This window comes from Fervidobacterium pennivorans (assembly GCF_001644665.1).
GTDB classification, from domain to species: Bacteria; Thermotogota; Thermotogae; order Thermotogales; family Fervidobacteriaceae; genus Fervidobacterium; species Fervidobacterium ngatamarikiense.
Genome location: NZ_CP011393.1, coordinates 1,111,713 through 1,129,448 on the forward strand (window position 1 = coordinate 1,111,713; position 17,736 = coordinate 1,129,448).

Genomic DNA, 17,736 nt, shown 5'->3' on the forward strand with positions numbered 1-17,736 from the left:
TCTGGTAGTTTTACAAAATTGCTGTAAACTTTCATAAAGCTTATGGTATAATACATTTGCAAAGATGTGAACAGACATGATTTTCTTAAGAGTGTGTATCTCAAGGGGGATTTTAAAGCTATATGATAGCACAAAAACTTAGGAAACTCGTCATTCTATCATCTATCATATTCGTCATCTTCACATTTGTCCTAGGTATTCTGCTATTAAAAAACCTAAAAAGCGCCTTTGATGTTCAGTTCAAAGAGTTCTCTCTAAACGTTTCGAAAGCTTTAGAATTCCAGTTTTCCCAAAAGACAAAAGAGCTCCAACGGACATTTGATAATTTGAAAAGTCTATTTGATAGACTTCCATTATCTGAAGAGGAGTACGTTTTTTTCAAAGAAAGCCTGATATCAAACCTAAAGACGCTTAATATAGACTTTCTCGCAATTTATGAAAACAGTGGTCTTGTGCAAATTCATTACCTGGGTGAACAACATTCAACAAGAGCTGAGAATCTTTTAAATCGGCTCTCCCTTAAACAACTTACGGGAAAGTCTCATTTCTTCTTGGATATCCCGAATTCGTCCTTTCCGATAGAGCTTTTTGTTCTTTACCCATCTCCAAAAATCTTGAAGCTTTGGGAAGTTGAAACACCCAGTATCATCTTAGTAGGGAAATATTGGACAGTTACAGATTTCGTCAAATTAGAAGAATTAACCGGGGCATCAGTCTCTTATTCTACTAATCCTGGTAATTCCTCATTGACCAAGTTGGTCTACTCATACCCGCTTACGGACCAAAGTAATAAAAACTCTGGGTATTTGGTCTTTTCAAAAAATTTCACACTACTCACTAAGTACCTTATCTACGTTGTAATTTTGGTAATTTTGTCTATTATCCTTCTTATCTCTATACTCTCCATATTCTACCTACAGCTCAAAAAGTTAGCGCTGGCACCTTTCAGCGACATAATCTACGCTATCGATAACCATACACCCGATACAGTTGAAAAGTACATATACCGAGACGATGAAATTGGTAGCCTTGCCAACGCAATTAAGAATTACTTGCACCAACGTGAGCAAATAAATCTTTACCTAAAGGAACTGGAGACGAAAAATCAGAGCCTAAGGTCATTAAATGAGCAGATTCGCCAACTGCTGGAAAAAGATGTTCTCACTGGACTGCTTACAAGATACGTTTTCAACAGTCAAATCGAACGCTTATATGTTTCGAGCAAAGCGGACAGAATACCATTATCTGCCATTTCTATTGATGCAGACAATTTCAAGAAAATTAACGATACGTTCGGGCATAATGTAGGGGACGAGGTTTTGAAAGGAATAGCTGAAGTAATATTGAAAAACGTTCGAGCAAGTGATTTCCCAATAAGGATGGGGGGCGAGGAGATTCTGATACTACTTCCTGAGGCAGATATTGATGCAGCACATTTAATAGCAGAAAGAATTCGTACAAAGGTTGAAGAAAAGTTTAAAGAAACCCCATACAAAGTTACGATAAGTCTGGGCGTTACTCAATTGAAAGGGAACGATACAATTGAAAGTTTTTTGAAAAGAGCAGATGAAGCACTCTATATCTCAAAATCCAATGGTAAAAACAGAACAACAGTACTCTTCTAAAGCACCCGAGAACTGGTATTGCCTAACGAAAAATAATTGGTATAATTTCTTAATGAACATCGAAAAACTATTGAACCGTCGCTGATGATATCCGCGATTTATTATTTGATATGATGGAGGTGGCATTTGTGTTTTTAAACTTTTCGTTGCTTATCTTAGGACTTGTCTTTGTAAGCATAGGTGCTGATAAAGTTGTTGAGGGCGCTTCCGCTATTGCAAAAAAGCTTAGGGTTTCAGACCTTGTCATCGGTCTCACAATAGTGGCCTTTGGTACATCGGCTCCGGAATTAGTCGTAAACATCGTATCTTCAATCAAGAAAAATTCAGACATTGCTCTTGGTAATATAATCGGTAGCAACATATTCAATATACTCGTAGTTGCAGGGCTCTCCGCTATGTTAAGACCAATAAGTGTTAAACACTCGACGCTCAAGAAAGAGATTCCGCTAAGTTTCTTAGCTGCCTTGTCGGTTCTTGCCCTTGGAAACAAGGGAAATAACCTTCCTTCGATAATAACGCGCGGTGATGGCATTGTGCTTTTATCTTTCTTTACAATATTTGTGGCATACATATTCGAAATGGCGAAAAAAGATAGGGAAATGTTTGAAGAGATGGAAATGGAAAGACTAAAAAATATTAGCACTTGGCTTGCTGTAATTTACGTAATTGGTGGTTTAGTGGGACTTGTAATTGGTGGCCGTTGGATAGTGAACAGTGCATCTCAGATAGCAAGGGCACTTGGAGTTTCAGACAAAATGATAGGTTTAACAATCGTTGCTGCTGGGACATCAATACCCGAGCTTGCTACGTCTTTGGTTGCTGCCGCAAAGGGTAATAGCGAAATAGCACTGGGAAATGTTATTGGTTCGAATATATTCAACATCTTCTTCATACTGGGCATTTCTGCCGTTCTTAATCCTTTGTATTATCAAACGGCGTTGAACGTAGACATAGCATTACTTCTTATTATAACCGTTTTCTTAATACTCTTCTCAAGGGATTTGAAAATAAACAAAATCGAAGGAGCTCTCATGGTCGCAACATATGTAGGATACACCGCTTACTTGATAATCAGAGGATAAGATTTTCGATATATTCCCAAGAAGGTGGCGTACTTGTACGAGCATCTTGAGTATTACGGAGTATCAAAGAGAGTTATAGATGCTATGAATAAAGTAGACAGAAAACTCTTTGTTCCTGCAGAGTATCAAGATAGTGCATACATTGACACACCTCTTCCAATAGGTTACGGTCAAACGATATCAGCACCACATATGGTTGGATTAATGTGCGAATATTTGGATTTACAAGAAGGAGACAAAGTACTCGAAATTGGAACTGGAAGTGGGTACAACGCTGCTGTAATGTCACAACTCGTTGGACCTTCGGGGGAAATTTACACTGTTGAAGTCGTCGAACCTTTGTACGAAAGAGCGAAGAAAGTTATTGAACAATTAGGAATAGAAAACATCAAAATGTTTCTCAGTGATGGGAAGCTTGGATTACCACAGTTTGCTCCTTATGACAAAATCGTTGCCACGTGTTACGCAAAAGAAATCCCACCCGCACTGATTGAACAACTTCGCGAAGGTGGGATTTTATTAATTCCTGTCGGGAACGAATATATCCAGGTTCTGAAGAGAATAAAAAAATACGGTCAAAAAATTACCGAAGAATCATTAGGACATGTTAGGTTTGTACCGATGGTGTAAGCTTCAATCTTCACTGACAGCGTGAGTATGCTGAGCATACGCAAGGTATAGTTTTTTTATTGTGAGTCTGCCCCACGTGTATGTGATTATAGAAGCCGTGGTATTCCCAATAACTATCCCCAACCACACACCGGTTAAGCCCATCCTAAAACCATCAACAAAAATCCACGTCCAGAAAACTTGAAATATGATAGTTCTCAATATCGTTGTTACTAAACTTTTGTATCCATGCCCAATCCCCTGGAACATACCTGATGTTAACATTCCAAAAGGTGTCCCTGGAAGAAACATACACAATATCTTGAGCGCTTGTGAAACATTTTCTAAAAGTAGTGAAGAGGATTTTGAATACGAAAACATAAGTGCAAGCGGTTTTGAGAAAAAGAAAATTACCAACATCGTTCCTATCGCAAAATACTCAGCGAATTTTATAGCATAATTCAGAGCACCTTCAAGTTTCTTGATATCCTTCGCCCCGTAAGCTGCTCCGGTCACCGTTGTTACTGCCGAAGAAACTCCTATAATTGTCAACGTTCCCAAGTTTATTATTCGCCAAGCGCCAGTGAATGTTGCTACTCCCAAATCTCCGGCTGCTTTCGCTGCAAAGAAATTAAGAAAATATATTGCCACAGACATCGTAATTTGAGCAAGTGCTGTTGGAAAACCAACTATGGAGATGTCATAGAGGATTTCTCTATCTAAAGAAAAGCCCTTAAAAGTTACGTTTAGAAACGTCTTTTTAGAAAAAATCAGAAGGTACAAAAGCATAGCACTTGCTACAAAAATGGAGATATTAGTTGCCCATGCTGCTCCTTCGATGCCGAATTTGAAAGTGTATATAAAGATAGGGTCAAGAACCATGTTCAATACAGAGCTAAAAAGAACTATATACATTGGTCGCTTTGAATCGCCTTCTCCACGAAGAATGCCTATAGCGGAGTTGTTGAACATCATAAATATTGATGATAGAAAAATTATGAAACCGTAATCTTGCGCTTTTTGCATTGCAAGCCCTGAAGCACCCGTGAATTTCAAAACAAAACCAAGTGATAAAATGCCAACAACAGTAGTCAAAAAGCCTACAATGATGGCAAGGATTATAGAATGTTCTGCCACAGAATTTGCGCCTTCGAAATCCTTCGCACCTATTCTTCTGGCAATTGCAGAACTAGTCCCTACCGCAATTCCAGTAGCAATCGATATGACTATCATGTATATTGGGAAAAATAAACCCATTGCAGCCAACGAGGAAGGACCAAGGCCAGCAACCCATACAGCGTCCACGAGATTGTAAAGCGTTTGAATGAGCATAGCTATCATGTTTGGTATAGAAAGCTTTATAACAGCTTTTTTGTAATCTCCTAAGAGTAGTTCAATATTTTTGTTCAACTTCGTGTTTGAGCTTTTTGGAATATTTTCCACTATAATTTTCCTCCTTTCATTTGTTATATTCTAACCTTTCTACAAACGATTTCATCTCACTCAGCGCACGCTCAGCTGCTTTTTCACGGTTTTTACCAGCACCAAGCAAGCCAAAGTTAGCGTACATAGGTTTCAGCTCTTCAGCAGTCGTTATATAATCTATAAGTGCGCCACACATGGTTTTCTTCGGAAATTCAACCATCTCTTTTCCTTCCAGTAGTCTTGCTACATTAAGTCCCACGTAAAGACCTGTCATTGCAGATTCTACGTATCCCTCAACACCTGTTATCTGCCCAGCAAAGAATATATTTGGCTGTCTTTTCAATCTCAAGAATCTGTCCAAAACCCTTGGAGAGTCTATGTAACTATTTCTATGCATCACACCATACCTCAAAATTTCCGCATTTTCCAATCCCGGAATCATTCTTATAACTCTCAGTTGTTCTCCCCATTTCAATCGCGTTTGAAATCCGACAAGGTTGTACATAGTACCTTCAACATTTTCTTTTCTCAATTGCACAACAGCGTAAGGTTCTTTTCCCGTCTTTGGGTCAGGAAGTCCAACAGGTCTCAGTGGACCGTATCTCATAGCATCCTTTCCACTGCGTGCTATTTCTTCTATTGGCTGACATCTTTCAAAAAGTAACTTCCTATCAAAATCCTTCATCTCAACAACTTCCGCGTTAACTAAAGCTTCCCAAAAAGCCTCGTATTGTTCCTTATTCATTGGGCAATTTATATAATCCCCGGAACCTATACCGTATCTATCTGCTACATAGCAAATATCCATATTTATGCTATCCGCACTTATTATCGGAGCGACAGCATCGAAAAAATTAAATAACCCCCCGCTTACTTCTTTGACCCATTCTGCAAGTACTCCATCTGTTGTAGGTCCCGTAGCGATGACCCAAATGCCATTTTCACCTGGTTTTGTCACTTCTTCATCTATCACTTCCACCAGCCCTGATGCTAACAATCTCTCTGTTACACACCTTGAAAATTTCTCTCTATCCACAGCCAACGCTTTTCCGGCAGGTACTTTATTCTCCATGGCGCAATCTAAGATAATACTACCAAACAACTTCATTTCCTCTTTTAAAAGTCCCTCTGCGTTCTTCAAATCCACCGACTTCAAAGAATTGCTGCATACCAGCTCTGCAAAGTAATCACTTTTGTGCACTGGTGATTTCTTTATTTTCTTCATCTCGTGAATAATTACCTTATGCCCTCTTTTCACCAATTGCCAAGCCACTTCACTACCTGCCAAACCCGCCCCTACGACATGGACTTCGTTCACAGCAATCTGTCTGTTCACGTTAACCACCTCAATTTTCCAATTCTTCTATTTTCAAAAATTTTTCAACATGCTTGTGTAATTTTACCATAACAATCAAAAACAAAAAAGCCTCTGCTTTTTGCAGAGGCTTTTTGAAGGGTATTAGGAATCCTGGGCACTACCTACTCTCGCAAGGGGTCGCCCCCTTACTACCATCGGCCCGCGGTGGCTTAACGGCCAGGTTCGGAATGGAGCTGGGTGTTTCCCACCGCAGTATCGGCACCCAGGGCCATTCAAAAGTGCATAGGGTTAAGGTGAAGGATTCGGCCTATTAGTACCGGTTGGCTCCACACCTCTCGGTGCTCCCACCACCGGCCTATCTAGGTCCTCTTCTCGGACCGGCCTTGGAGGCCTCATCTTGGAGCGCGCTTCCCGCTTAGATGCTTTCAGCGGTTATCGCTCAGGAGCGTGGCTACCCAGCGTATGCCCTTGGCAGGACAGCTGGTACACCAGAGGCTCCCTCACCCTGGTCCTCTCGTACAAAGGGCGACCCTCCTCAAGCCTCCTACGCCCGCAGCAGATAGGGACCGACCTGTCTCACGACGGTCTGAACCCAGCTCACGTACCCCTTTAATAGGCGAACAGCCTAACCCTTGGGACCTGCTTCAGCCCCAGGATGGGATGAGCCGACATCGAGGTGCCGAGCCTAGCCGTCGATGTGAACTCTCGGGCTAGACTAGCCTGTTATCCCCGGGGTAACTTTTGTCCGTTGATCGACGACCCTTCCACTCGGAGTCGCCGGGTCACTAGGACCGGGTTTCCCCTCTGCTCGACCCGTCGGTCTCGCAGTCAGCCCGGCTTTTGCCCTTGCACTCTCACGGTGGATTTCCAACCCACCTGAGCCGAGCTTCGCGCGCCTCCGTTACCCTTTAGGAGGCGACCGCCCCAGTCAAACTGCCCACCTGGCACTGTCCCTCGCGTGCTCTCCACACGCGTAGGTTAGAACTCCGCTGCGACGAGGGTGGTATCCCACCGTCGGCTCCCCGGACCCTGGCGAGCCCGGTTCTCAGCCTCCCACCTATCCTGTACACGCCGCAACAGAGCACAATACCAGGCTACAGTAAAGCTCCACGGGGTCTTTCCGTCTAGCTGCGGGTACTGGGCATCTTCACCCAGACTGAAATTTCACCGGGTCCCCTGCCGAGACAGTGCCCCAGTCGTTACGCCATTCATGCAGGTCGGAACTTACCCGACAAGGAATTTCGCTACCTTAGGACCGTTATAGTTACGGCCGCCGTTTACCGGGGCTTCGGTTCGGAGCTTGCACCCCTCCCCTTAACCTTCCGGCACCGGGCAGGCGTCAGTCCCTATACTTCCTCTCATCGAGTTCGCAGAGACCTGTGTTTTTGGTAAACAGTCGCCAGGGCCTTGTCACTGCGGCTACCTCGGCCTCCCCCAGTTTCCGCCTCTCGGCTTCCCCTGGGTTCAACCTACCGTAGCACCCCTTCTCCCGAAGTTACGGGGCCAATTTGCCGAGTTCCTTGGCAAGGGTTATCCCGCTCCCCTTAGCTTTCTCAGCCCGCCTACCTGTGTCGGTTTGCGGAACGGGCACCCACGTATCACTGCACGCGGCTTTTCTCGGCAGTGTGGCGTCAGCTCCGTTGAGCCCTCTCGGGCTCTCCCCTTCACGGCTCAGCTCAGGCTGCGGACTTACCTACAGCCCTCTTCGCCTAACCGCTTGGAGGGATTTGCCACTTATCCCCGGAGCTTAGCCTCCTGCGTCCCCGCCTACAGTATCGATACGCAGGTGGTACCGGAATATTAACCGGTTTCCCATCGGGTACCCCTTTCGGGTTTCCCTTAGGTCCCGACTCACCCTGGGCGGACGACCCTTCCCCAGGTACCCTTAGGCTTTCGGGGGGATGGATTCTCACCATCCTCTCGTATACTCATGCCTGGATTCTCACTTCCGCCTCGTCCAGTAGCCCTCTCGGGTCTACCTTCTCCCTACCGCGGAACGCTCCCCTACCAACCAGCTTCCGCTGGTTCCGTGGCTTCGGGGGGTGGCTTCAGCCCCGCACATTTTCGGCGCAGTGCGTCTCGACCGGTGAGCTGTTACGCACTCTTTAAATGATGGCTGCTTCTAAGCCAACATCCCGGTTGTCTAGGACGCACCACTTCCTTCCTCTTCACACTTAGCCACCTCTCCGGGCCCTTAGCCGACGGTCTGGGTTGTTCCCCTCTCGTCCGTGGAGCTTATCCCCCACGGGCTCACTCCCGGCATTAGTGTGGTGGCATTCGCAGTTTGACAGGGTTCGCAGGTAACCCCACTAGCCCTATCAGTGCTCTACCTCCACCACAGAACTGCCGAGGCTGCACCTCAATGCATTTCGGGGAGAACCAGCTATCACCGGGTTCGGTTAGCTTTTCACTCCTACCCACAGGTCATCCGAGGATTTTTCACGATCCACCGGTTCGGACCTCCAGTGGGTTTTACCCCACCTTCATCCTGCCCATGGGTAGCTCACCCGGCTTCGGGTCTACCGCACCTGACTCACGCCCTATTCGGACTCGCTTTCGCTTCGGCTCCGCCTCTACCGGCTTAACCTCGCCAGGTACGGTAACTCCCAGGCTCATTAATCAAAAGGCACATCGTCACCCTCTCGGGCTCCGACTTCTTGTAGGCACGCAGTTTCAGGTCTCTTTCACTCCCCTTCCGGGGTGCTTTTCACCTTTCCCTCACGGTACTGGTTGCGCTATCGGTCGGCAGGTAGTATTTAGCCTTGGAGGGTGGTCCCCCCTGATTCACGCGGGATTCCTCGAGTCCCGCGCTACTCGGGATCACAGCCACTCCTACGCGTTGCGTTTCGCCTACGGGGCTCTCACCCTCTCCGGCCAGCCTTCCCAGACTGTTCGGCTACACAACGCCTCAGAGCGGGCTCAGCCTAGCTGTGTCCCACGACCCCAGCCTCACGGCTGGTTTAGGCTCCTCCCCTTTCGATCGCCTCTACTCAGGGAATCTCGTTTGATTTCTTTTCCTCCGGGTACTGAGATGTTTCACTTCCCCGGGTCTCGCGCCCTCTCGGGCGCACGGGGTTTCCCCCGTGCAGGTTGCCCCATTCGGGAATCCTGGGATCAACGCCCGCTTGCGGCTCCCCCAGGCTTTTCGCAGCTTGCCACGCCCTTCTTCGCCTCCTGCCGCCTAGGCATCCACTGCGTGCCCTTACTACCTTCACCTTACCCTATGCACTTTTCAATGACCCTTCCCCATTGGTGGAGACAAGGGGATTCGAACCCCTGACCCCCTGCTTGCAAAGCAGGTGCTCTCCCAGCTGAGCTATGTCCCCACCCATGGTGGGCTCGGGAGGAATCGAACCTCCGACCTCACGCTTATCAGGCGTGCGCTCTGACCATCTGAGCTACGAGCCCAGTCACTCAAATCCGAATAGCAGCCACCACCCTCTCCTTAGAAAGGAGGTGATCCAGGCGCACCTTCCGGTACACCTACCTTGTTACGACTTAGCCCCCCTCACCACGTTCACCCTCAACGGCGCCCCTAAGAGTCACCGTCTTCGGGTGCCCGCGACTCGGGTGGCTTGACGGGCGGTGTGTACAAGGCCCGGGAACGTATTCACCGCGGCGTGGCTGATCCGCGATTACTAGCGATTCCGGCTTCATGTGGGCGGGTTTCAGCCCACAATCTGAACTGGGGGGTGGTTTCAGGGTTTTGCTCAGCATCGCTGCCTCGCTTCCCGCTGTCCACCCCATTGTAGCGCGTGTGTCGCCCAGGACATAAGGGGCACGAGTATCTGACGTCATCCCCTCCTTCCTCCGGCTCGTCGCCGGCAGTCCCCTTAGAGTGCCCGGCCGAACCGCTGGCAACTAAGGGCAGGGGTTGCGCTCGTTGCGGGACTTAACCCAACACCTCACGGCACGAGCTGACGACGACCGTGCACCACCTGTGCTGGCTCCCTACCTTTCGGCAGGGTCCCTCACCTTTCGGCTCGGTACCACCAGCATGTCAAGCCCTGGTAAGGTTCTTGGCTTAGCTTCCAATTAAACCACACGCTCCACCGCTTGTGCGGGCCCCCGTCAATTCCTTTGAGTTTCACCCTTGCGGGCGTACTCCCCAGGCGGCTCACTTATCGCGTTTGCTTCAGCACGGAGGCTTCCGCCCCCACACCTAGTGAGCATCGTTTACGGCTAGGACTACCCGGGTATCTAATCCGGTTCGCTCCCCTAGCTTTCGTGCCTCAGCGTCGGTTACGGCCCAGCAGACCGACTTCTCCACCGGCGTTCCTGCTGATATCTACGGATTTCACCCCTACACCAGCAGTTCCGTCTGCCTCTGCCGCACCCAAGCCACGTAGTTTCCAGCGCATACCCACGGTTGAGCCGTGGAATTTTACGCCAGACACACGCGGCCGCCTACGCACCCTTTACGCCCAGTGATTCCGGGTAACGCTCGCCCCCTACGTATTACCGCGGCTGCTGGCACGTAGTTAGCCGGGGCTTATTCGTCGGGTACCATCAGCCCTTTTTCCCCGACAAAAGGAGTTTACACCCCGAAGGGCTTCGTCCTCCACGCGGCGTCGCTGGATCAGGCTTTCGCCCATTGTCCAATATCCCCCACTGCTGCCTCCCGTAGGAGTAGGGCCCGTGTCTCAGTGCCCTTGTGGCCGGCCATCCTCTCAGACCGGCTACCCGTCGTAGGCTTGGTAGGCCGTTACCCTACCAACTACCTGATGGGACGCAGGCCGCTCCCCTGGCGCCTTCCGGCCTTTACTCTCCCGAGTCTATGGCGGTTTACCCGCAGTTTCCCGCGGCTATCCGCCTCCAGGGGGCACGTTCCTACGCGTTACGCACCCGTCCGCCGCTATGCAGCCTTCGGCCGAAGCCTCCAGCTGCACCGCTCGACTTGCATGTGTTAGGCACGCCGCCAGCGTTCACCCTGAGCCAGGATCAAACCCTCCAAGCTAATCTCTTCAGGTTTAACCCTGCTCTTATTTTTTCGGTGGCTGCTATTCGTATTTCAATGACCGGACTCATTCTTACCTTCTTACCTTCATCGCGTCAACTTTCCGTCGCGCTTTGTTAATTTATCACACACTTTCACTTTTGTCAAGACCCGAAATTCTTTCGCTTAATTTTTCTTAAGCGTCCTTAAGCGTTTTTTAATTTACCATACTTGCTTTGAATTGTCAACTGGCCTTTTTGTCTTATCTGCTTCGTCCTTTTCGTCCTTCTTGCGGACGGCGATTGCCATTTTACTATGCCTTGTGTTAACTGTAAAGTCTATTCCAGTAACGGATTTGCTCTAATCTATGTTACACAATACAAACACTCTCCTATCTCTCAGGCGTTTTGAAATAGAGTAGAATGCTATAATTTATGCTATGATATAAGTGTTGGATGTTACAGTGAGGGTGGTTGTTATGGTTGTGTTTAAGTATGAAAAGGAATTCCACTATTTTGTAGGTATAGACCCTTCTTGGACAGGGCAAAAGCCTACCGCAGTTGTTGTAGTAAAGTTAAACGAACTATCAAAGAAACTCGAATTAGAAAGATATATCTATACAAAAGATGTAAAAGAAATAGTTGTCGCTATCTCATCTTTGGGAAAGCCATCTGTGATAGGTGTCGATGCGCCATTGGTTATAACGAACGTTTATGGTCACAGGGAAAATGAGCTTGAGTTTATTAGATATTATCCTATAAAAATCCCGCTTTATCCTGTAAATAGTAGTTTGTACAAATCATTTTTCCCTACAATGTTATACATGGAGTTAAACAAAATCGGTTTTCGTTTTGAAAACAAAAATATTTTCGAGTTTATCCACACGCTACTTTAACAGCTATATTTTTCGGAAAATTATTTAGCTACAAAAGGGGCAAAAAAGAAGAAAGGCTGGCAAAATTGAAAGTCATAGAGCAAAAAATCTCTCAATATATCGATTTGCCGAATGTTTCTTTTGGGTCACTCAAAGAAAGAGAAGATATTGATGATGCTTTAATATGCGCTTTAACCGTTTACCTTCCAACAATTGAAAATTCTTTAATATTCGGAGATTCTTGCAATGGTATGTTACTCGTACCTTTTCCGAAATTTGTTCAAGGGCTTATAGGAGTAGACAACTTATGAAGGGAGCCTACATTTTTGTTCTAACACTCGATAGCTTTGTCGAATTACAGTTGAGTAGAACTCGTTGGGAGTTAAATCCTGGCACATATGCTTACATCGGCTCAGGTATGGGAAATCTTGAGAAGAGAGTAGAAAGGCATTTTTCGTCAGATAAGCGTCTGCGATGGCATATAGACTATTTAACTTGCTATGGGAAACCACTTTTTGCAATATTGATTCCTTCCAAAGAAAGGATAGAAGAAAAGATTTCTTTAACATTCCAATCACATTTCAGCTGTGTTGAAGGATTCGGTGCTTCGGATTTGAAGGTAATGTCTAACCTTTATATCATCGACGACTTTCAGAAATTTTCGGAGGTTGTAATTTATTTTCTTGCTCAAGAAGGTGAAAAGCCTTGAACACCGAAATCTTTTGTGATTCTCGACGAATTCGGGTTTTAAAAATAGTAGAAAGGCATTTTTCAATTAAAGGTCCTGTTGTCTATTGGATGCAACGTGACCAAAGAGCTTTTGATAATTGGGCTTTGTTATACGCTCAGTTGTTGGCTTTAAAAAACAACGTTGGGTTGATAGTGGTTTTCAACATCGTGCCATCTTTCCTTAATGCTCCTCTTAGGCACTACGACTTCATGCTCCAAGGTCTTTTTCAGACAAGGGCTTTTTTAGAAGAGTCAAATGTTCCTTTGGTTTTTACCTTTGGAGAACCGGCTAGGGAGATTTACAAATTGATAAATGAGGTCAACGCCTGCGCTTTAGTAACCGATTTTAACCCACTGAGGATAGTAAAAAATTGGAAAGAAAACCTAATTCGAGTTTTGAATATTCCTGTGTACGAAGTGGATGCACACAATGTTGTTCCTGCTTTCTTCGTTTCTCAAAAACAAGAGTACGGAGCTTACACGTTAAGACCTAAGATAAAAAGGTATCTGCAAGAGTTTCTAACATCCTTCCCAACTGCTAAGAAGATGCCTGCAGCCAATTTGGAGTTTGGGAAGTTATCTAATCTCAATAAATTTGAGGAGATTTTGAAAAAGTTGGATGTAGATAGGTCTGTTGCACCTGTAAATTGGTTAAAACCAGGGTTTATCGAAGGTATGAAACTGCTTGCGGAGTTTTCAAGAAAGAAACTGAAGTTCTACAGTGAGCTTCGAAACGACCCTACAGAGGATGCAACATCGAATCTTTCCGCTTATCTACACTTTGGGCAAATTGCTCCACAACGTGTAGCCTTGGAGGTGATAAAATACGAGTCTGACTATCCAGAAAGTGTTGCAGATTTTTTAGAAGAGCTTATTGTTCGCAGAGAACTAGCCGATAATTTTTGCTTGTATAACGCAAATTACGATTCGTTCAACGGTTTTCCTGAATGGGCGAAGAAATCTCTGAACGTTCACAAGAATGATAAACGAGAGTATGTATATTCGCTTGAAGAACTTGAATATGCAAAAACACACGATAATTTATGGAATGCAGCGCAGTTGGAAATGGTGAAGAAAGGGAAGATGCACGGATTTTTGAGAATGTATTGGGCGAAGAAGATACTTGAATGGACACGTTCGCCAGAAGATGCGTTGAATTTTGCAATATATCTCAACGATAAGTATGAACTTGACGGTAGGGACCCTAACGGATACACAGGAATCGCCTGGGCAATCGGCGGTGTTCACGATAGGCCTTGGAAAGAAAGACCTATTTTTGGGATGGTTAGGTATATGAGCTATGAAGGTTGCAAAAGGAAGTTCAACATTGAAAAGTATATACAGTATGTTGAAAGCATCAAAAATGATTAACTTAACAACTTCAAAAAGAAATTGACAAAAACTGGGACCAGTAAAGAAACGATGAAACCATGTCCGAATGAGACTAAAGCTGTTTCTCTATCGCTATACAGTGCAATAATCCCAAGGAGGGTGTCCATGGACGTTGCACCAGCAACTGATATTGTTCCATAGCGAGAGCGCTTCAGTGCAAAAGGAGAAATAACGATAGCTATAAGTTCTCTCAAAACATTTGAAAAGAACGAGATACTACCTATGTAGGCACTGTAACTACTTGAAATTAATATCGCTGAGAGACTATACCAACCAAAGCCCGATGCCGCAAGAAGTGTTTCGAGCTTTTTGAGAGGAATGAAAAAAGAGAGTATAAACGCAAAAAGAAGGGTTCCAAAGATTGTTGATAGAATTACAAGAACAATATCCTTAAAGAATCTTTTTTCTATCTTCTCCTTGCTCAAATCCAAACCAACAAGTGCAACAAGAAGATACAAAACCACTTCAACGGACCCGTCTGGAAGTTGAAAATGTGCTATTCTACCAATAAGTAATCCGAGTAGAACAGAACCAATAAGAAATAATACAGCCATTTATTTTCCCCCCTATTTTTGGAAATTTTTCATCACTTTTTGTTTCCAAAAGTTTTTTCAAAGAAAAAACCAAAGATGAAGCTTCCCAAACTTCCAGCAATTGCTATCAGAAATCCATAGAGCAGTATTTTATCGATTTTTCCGAAGAGTTCTTCGTTGCTTCCAATTTCTAAACCGAGTGAAAATAACAATAACATTGTCAATACAAGGATGACCTTGTATTTACCTATCCACTCAGTTTTTATAAATCTTCCCAAGAAAAAGCCACTAAAAAATACTACAAGTACCCACCATATCATTTTTGCTTCACCTCAGTTTGAATCCTTTTTTTACAAAATGGGAGGCAAGGGACCTCCCATATTTGTTTCTTACAAAGCAGGAATTTTTAGACTTGTCAAAATATCAAATTACGGATGCACTCTATAAAGTGTTCTTGCAAATGGTATAGCTTCCCTTATGTGTTCTAAACCTGCAATCCAAGCTATTGTTCTTTCAACGCCTAGCCCAAACCCACTGTGTGGAACAGAGCCGAACTTCCTCAAATCAAGATACCAATCGTATTTTTCGACTGGAAGGTTATTTTCTTTGAGTCTCTCAACTAATAGATCATAATCGTGGATACGTTGGGACGCACCGATTATCTCACCGTATCCTTCCGGAGCAAGCAAGTCATCACAGAGCACAACTTCTGGATTCTCTGGGTCAGGTTGCATATAGAAAGCTTTTGCCTGTCTTGGATAGTGGGTCACAAACAACGGACTATCAAATTGTTTTGCCAAAACTGTTTCTTCATCTCCACCAAAGTCGTCTCCCCACTTGATATCAAAACCTTGTTTTTGGAGGAATTTAACAGCTTCCGTGTAGGTCATTCTTGGGAATGGTTTTTGGATTTTTTCAAGTTTTGAAACATCTCTTCCAATAGCGACAAGGTCATCGTATGCACTGTTGAGAACATATTGTACGATGTAGTAAACCAAATCTTCTTGCAATCTTACGTTATCTTCATGTTCGTAATATGCAACTTCTGCTTCATTCATCCAGAACTCAATAAGATGCCTTCTTGTTTTTGATTTCTCTGCTCTGAAGGTTGGACCAAGGTTGTAAACTTTACCAAAAGCCATACAAGCAGCTTCTAGATAAAGTTGACCAGTCTGTGTAAGGTACACTTTTCCATAGTCAAAGTAATCTACTTCAAATAGGTTGCCTGCTGTTTCACCAATAGCACCTGTAAAGATAGGGGTGTCTATCTGTATAAAGTCTCTTTCCCAGTAGAACTTCCTTATTGCCTTGATTACGGCATCCCTTATTCTCATAATGTGGAACTGCCGCTTTGCTCTAAGCCAAAGGTGGCGATGCTCCATGAGATAGTCGATACTGTGGTCTGGTTTTTGGATTGGAAAGTCTTCTGTAGGAATTTGAACGGGAATGACTTCCGTGGCAAGAATTTCAACACCACTTGGCGCTCTTTCATCTTTTCTCACTTTACCTCTAACTATAAGCGAGGATTCTAACCTTAGTTTGTCAGCTTTCTCAAAGTTTTCGTCCCCGACTGTAGTTTTTTCTACAACAACTTGGACAAAACCAGTTCCATCGCGAAATTCTATGAACATTATCTTCCCGCTGGATCTCTTCCTCCTAACCCAACCTCGCAGTTCGACTTCTTTATCGATGTAATCCTTCAAGTTCTTTATGTACACCCATTCCATCATCAAAACCTCCTTCTCGCATTTTTATTCGAAAAATTGCACTTACTTTAGATTATACCACACAAGCACATTTTTCAACATGGAATGTGTGTGGTATTATGATATAATGGTCACGGAAAATTCATATTATTTTGGGAGGATAATTGTATGAACTCGATAAAGGGTTTTGAAAAATTCACAGCTCTTTTTATTCTCCTTATTTTGCTTGCGTTTCTATCGACAAACTTTGCCTTCCAAATGCGTGAGTTGTCTGAATCAGAGATAGAAAAGATGTTTTCCGAACTGAAAAGATTGCAAGGATTACCCTACGTTTGGGGTGGAACAAGCAGTTTCGGGTTAGATTGTAGCGGGTTGGTAATCTATCTCCTTAGAATACTTGGTCATAATCAATTTGTTTATCAAAACTCTCTTGTTTTCGACGTTACTGCAGACAACTTGTATAAATACAATACCAAACCCATTGCTGACCTTAAGAGCTTGAAAAAGGGAGACTTAATTTTTTTCGATATGAATGAAGATACTGTGTATGACCACGTTGTTATTTTCGAAAAATTCGACCGATACGGTAACATATGGGTCTGGGATGCTGCAGAAGTATCAGATGGAATACACCAAAATAAAGTCGATAGACGTCCATTATCTTTGCTTCAAGCCAGGAAATACGCCCTCGGCAGAATTGTAGTGTTAGGCAAGTAAACTTTGGTCCGAGATAGCACAGGTGATAGATGTGATGGATAGTTTGTTACATTTAATAACAAACTTTTTCGAGTTGGTAATGAACGCTTTTGGCAAGATAAAAAGATTCTCGAGAAGGTTCGCTAAGAAAAGTAGTCAAATTCTTACACTTGCCATTATTCACTACGACGGACGAGGATTGCAGTCGGTTCTAAAAGAATTCTCGTTGGAAGTCAATACGGCGGATGTGCTCATAGCAAGAAACATAACGCAAGATGAACTGAAGTTGGTAAAAAAGCTTTTGAAGAAAAGTGTTGTCTTTTTTGATAAAAACGGAGTGTTGATTTTTAAACATGGCAATATTGCTAATTTTGTATCTAACTTCGATGTTCAAAAATTGAGAGCACTTGAAAAACACGGAACGAAAGTTATCGTTACACTGGATAAGAAAGTTGCATGGATGATTAGTCAGATGTTTCCATTTTACTGCGTTGTACCTGGCGAACCGTTTCAGGAAACTGTTATAACAGCGCCTATTCCTCTCACAAGAAACTCCGACGGCTTTTATTTTTCAAAGATAGCCTACCGGAACCAGGTTACAATAATTGACCTAAACATCGAAATCCTCAAGGATTTCAAAGTTAATTGACAACTTCTGCGAAATGATTTTTTCTCCCGCCGTTTTTCGTCCAAAAATAGCCTTTTTTAATCAGCTTTTGTAAAATTTTTCATTATGCTTTTGTAAGGATTGGTATGTTCTTGTATGCATTATATTGCAACGATTACTTATCTTGCTAATATGGTGCTACAA

General features: G+C 44.3%; 13 protein-coding genes, 2 tRNA genes and 3 rRNA genes. 8 read left to right on the forward strand and 10 right to left on the reverse strand.

The genetic code is table 11. The features are described 5' to 3' along the window. The first annotated feature begins 122 nt into the window (after nucleotides 1–122). The 3 genes from JM64_RS09765 (at nucleotide 123) to pcm (ending at nucleotide 3,337) form a co-directional block, all read left to right on the forward strand. A complete protein-coding gene (locus JM64_RS09765; RefSeq protein WP_082868311.1) occupies nucleotides 123–1,625 on the forward strand; it encodes a GGDEF domain-containing protein in 1,503 nt (500 codons plus the stop codon). A 128-nt stretch (nucleotides 1,626–1,753) separates the two neighbouring features. After that, complete coding sequence (locus JM64_RS05225) at nucleotides 1,754–2,707, forward strand: calcium/sodium antiporter (RefSeq protein WP_082868312.1); 954 nt, start codon at nucleotides 1,754–1,756, stop codon at nucleotides 2,705–2,707. Nucleotides 2,708–2,731: 24 nt separating this feature from the next. Further along, nucleotides 2,732–3,337 carry a protein-L-isoaspartate O-methyltransferase gene (gene pcm, locus JM64_RS05230; protein ID WP_231882291.1) on the forward strand — a complete coding sequence of 202 codons (606 nt, stop codon included), beginning with the start codon at nucleotides 2,732–2,734 and terminating at the stop codon, nucleotides 3,335–3,337. Between the two features lie 3 nt (nucleotides 3,338–3,340). Here pcm and JM64_RS05235 read toward each other — a convergent pair whose 3' ends face one another. From JM64_RS05235 to JM64_RS05265, 7 genes are all read right to left on the reverse strand, one after another. After that, nucleotides 3,341–4,759: an MATE family efflux transporter gene (locus tag JM64_RS05235; protein ID WP_082868313.1), complete on the reverse strand. Its 1,419-nt coding sequence runs from the start codon at nucleotides 4,757–4,759 to the stop codon at nucleotides 3,341–3,343. Nucleotides 4,760–4,775: 16 nt separating this feature from the next. Continuing rightward, nucleotides 4,776–6,059, reverse strand: a complete 1,284-nt coding sequence (gene trmFO / locus JM64_RS05240) for a methylenetetrahydrofolate--tRNA-(uracil(54)-C(5))-methyltransferase (FADH(2)-oxidizing) TrmFO (protein WP_064012532.1) — start codon at nucleotides 6,057–6,059, stop codon at nucleotides 4,776–4,778. Nucleotides 6,060–6,208: 149 nt separating this feature from the next. Next, nucleotides 6,209–6,325, reverse strand: a 5S ribosomal RNA gene (gene rrf, locus JM64_RS05245). 24 nt (nucleotides 6,326–6,349) lie between these two features. Then, nucleotides 6,350–9,275 (reverse strand): 23S ribosomal RNA (locus JM64_RS05250). 34 nt (nucleotides 9,276–9,309) lie between these two features. Next, nucleotides 9,310–9,385, reverse strand: a tRNA-Ala gene (locus JM64_RS05255). A 5-nt stretch (nucleotides 9,386–9,390) separates the two neighbouring features. Continuing rightward, a tRNA-Ile gene (locus JM64_RS05260) sits at nucleotides 9,391–9,467 on the reverse strand. 41 nt (nucleotides 9,468–9,508) lie between these two features. Continuing rightward, nucleotides 9,509–11,016 (reverse strand): 16S ribosomal RNA (locus JM64_RS05265). The 16S, 23S and 5S rRNA genes sit together here with 2 tRNA genes alongside, the layout of an rRNA operon. Nucleotides 11,017–11,473: 457 nt before the next feature. Between JM64_RS05265 and JM64_RS05270 the strand changes: the two genes are divergently transcribed. From JM64_RS05270 to JM64_RS05285, 3 genes are all read left to right on the forward strand, one after another. Further along, entirely contained in the window at nucleotides 11,474–11,890 is a 417-nt protein-coding gene (locus tag JM64_RS05270; RefSeq protein WP_064011773.1) for a DUF429 domain-containing protein, read from the forward strand. 286 nt (nucleotides 11,891–12,176) lie between these two features. After that, on the forward strand, nucleotides 12,177–12,578 hold the full coding sequence (locus JM64_RS05280; RefSeq protein WP_064011775.1) for a GIY-YIG nuclease family protein: 402 nt from the start codon (nucleotides 12,177–12,179) through the stop codon (nucleotides 12,576–12,578). Beyond that, a complete protein-coding gene (locus tag JM64_RS05285; RefSeq protein WP_082868314.1) occupies nucleotides 12,575–13,969 on the forward strand; it encodes a deoxyribodipyrimidine photo-lyase in 1,395 nt (464 codons plus the stop codon). Before JM64_RS05280 ends, JM64_RS05285 begins: the two co-directional genes overlap by 4 nt. Here the strand turns inward: JM64_RS05285 and JM64_RS05290 are convergent. From JM64_RS05290 to asnS, 3 genes are all read right to left on the reverse strand, one after another. Then, nucleotides 13,966–14,544, reverse strand: a complete 579-nt coding sequence (locus JM64_RS05290; RefSeq protein ID WP_064011776.1) for a LysO family transporter — start codon at nucleotides 14,542–14,544, stop codon at nucleotides 13,966–13,968. The genes JM64_RS05285 and JM64_RS05290 overlap by 4 nt on opposite strands. A gap of 32 nt (nucleotides 14,545–14,576) precedes the next feature. Continuing rightward, nucleotides 14,577–14,843, reverse strand: coding sequence for a LysO family transporter (locus JM64_RS05295; RefSeq protein ID WP_064011777.1), 267 nt, complete (start codon nucleotides 14,841–14,843; stop codon nucleotides 14,577–14,579). 108 nt (nucleotides 14,844–14,951) lie between these two features. Further along, nucleotides 14,952–16,250, reverse strand: coding sequence for an asparagine--tRNA ligase (asnS, locus tag JM64_RS05300; RefSeq protein WP_064011778.1), 1,299 nt, complete (start codon nucleotides 16,248–16,250; stop codon nucleotides 14,952–14,954). Nucleotides 16,251–16,397: 147 nt separating this feature from the next. Here asnS and JM64_RS05305 point away from each other — a divergent pair, with 147 nt between their 5' ends. Further along, on the forward strand, nucleotides 16,398–16,946 hold the full coding sequence (locus tag JM64_RS05305) for a C40 family peptidase (protein WP_064011779.1): 549 nt from the start codon (nucleotides 16,398–16,400) through the stop codon (nucleotides 16,944–16,946). Between the two features lie 34 nt (nucleotides 16,947–16,980). Next, complete coding sequence (locus tag JM64_RS05310) at nucleotides 16,981–17,574, forward strand: hypothetical protein (protein WP_064012534.1); 594 nt, start codon at nucleotides 16,981–16,983, stop codon at nucleotides 17,572–17,574. Nucleotides 17,575–17,736 lie beyond the last annotated feature (162 nt).

Bases quoted from the DNA above. Each gene is read 5' to 3' on its own strand.
- JM64_RS05295 (WP_064011777.1), bottom strand. From the start codon at position 14,843: ATGATATGGTGGGTACTTGTAGTATTTTTTAGTGGCTTTTTCTTGGGA.
- JM64_RS05290 (WP_064011776.1), bottom strand. From the start codon at position 14,544: ATGGCTGTATTATTTCTTATTGGTTCTGTTCTACTCGGATTACTTATT.
- JM64_RS05305 (WP_064011779.1), top strand. From the start codon at position 16,398: ATGAACTCGATAAAGGGTTTTGAAAAATTCACAGCTCTTTTTATTCTC.
- JM64_RS09765 (WP_082868311.1), top strand. From the start codon at position 123: ATGATAGCACAAAAACTTAGGAAACTCGTCATTCTATCATCTATCATA.
- asnS (WP_064011778.1), bottom strand. From the start codon at position 16,250: ATGGAATGGGTGTACATAAAGAACTTGAAGGATTACATCGATAAAGAA.
- JM64_RS05270 (WP_064011773.1), top strand. From the start codon at position 11,474: ATGGTTGTGTTTAAGTATGAAAAGGAATTCCACTATTTTGTAGGTATA.
- JM64_RS05280 (WP_064011775.1), top strand. From the start codon at position 12,177: ATGAAGGGAGCCTACATTTTTGTTCTAACACTCGATAGCTTTGTCGAA.
- JM64_RS05310 (WP_064012534.1), top strand. From the start codon at position 16,981: ATGGATAGTTTGTTACATTTAATAACAAACTTTTTCGAGTTGGTAATG.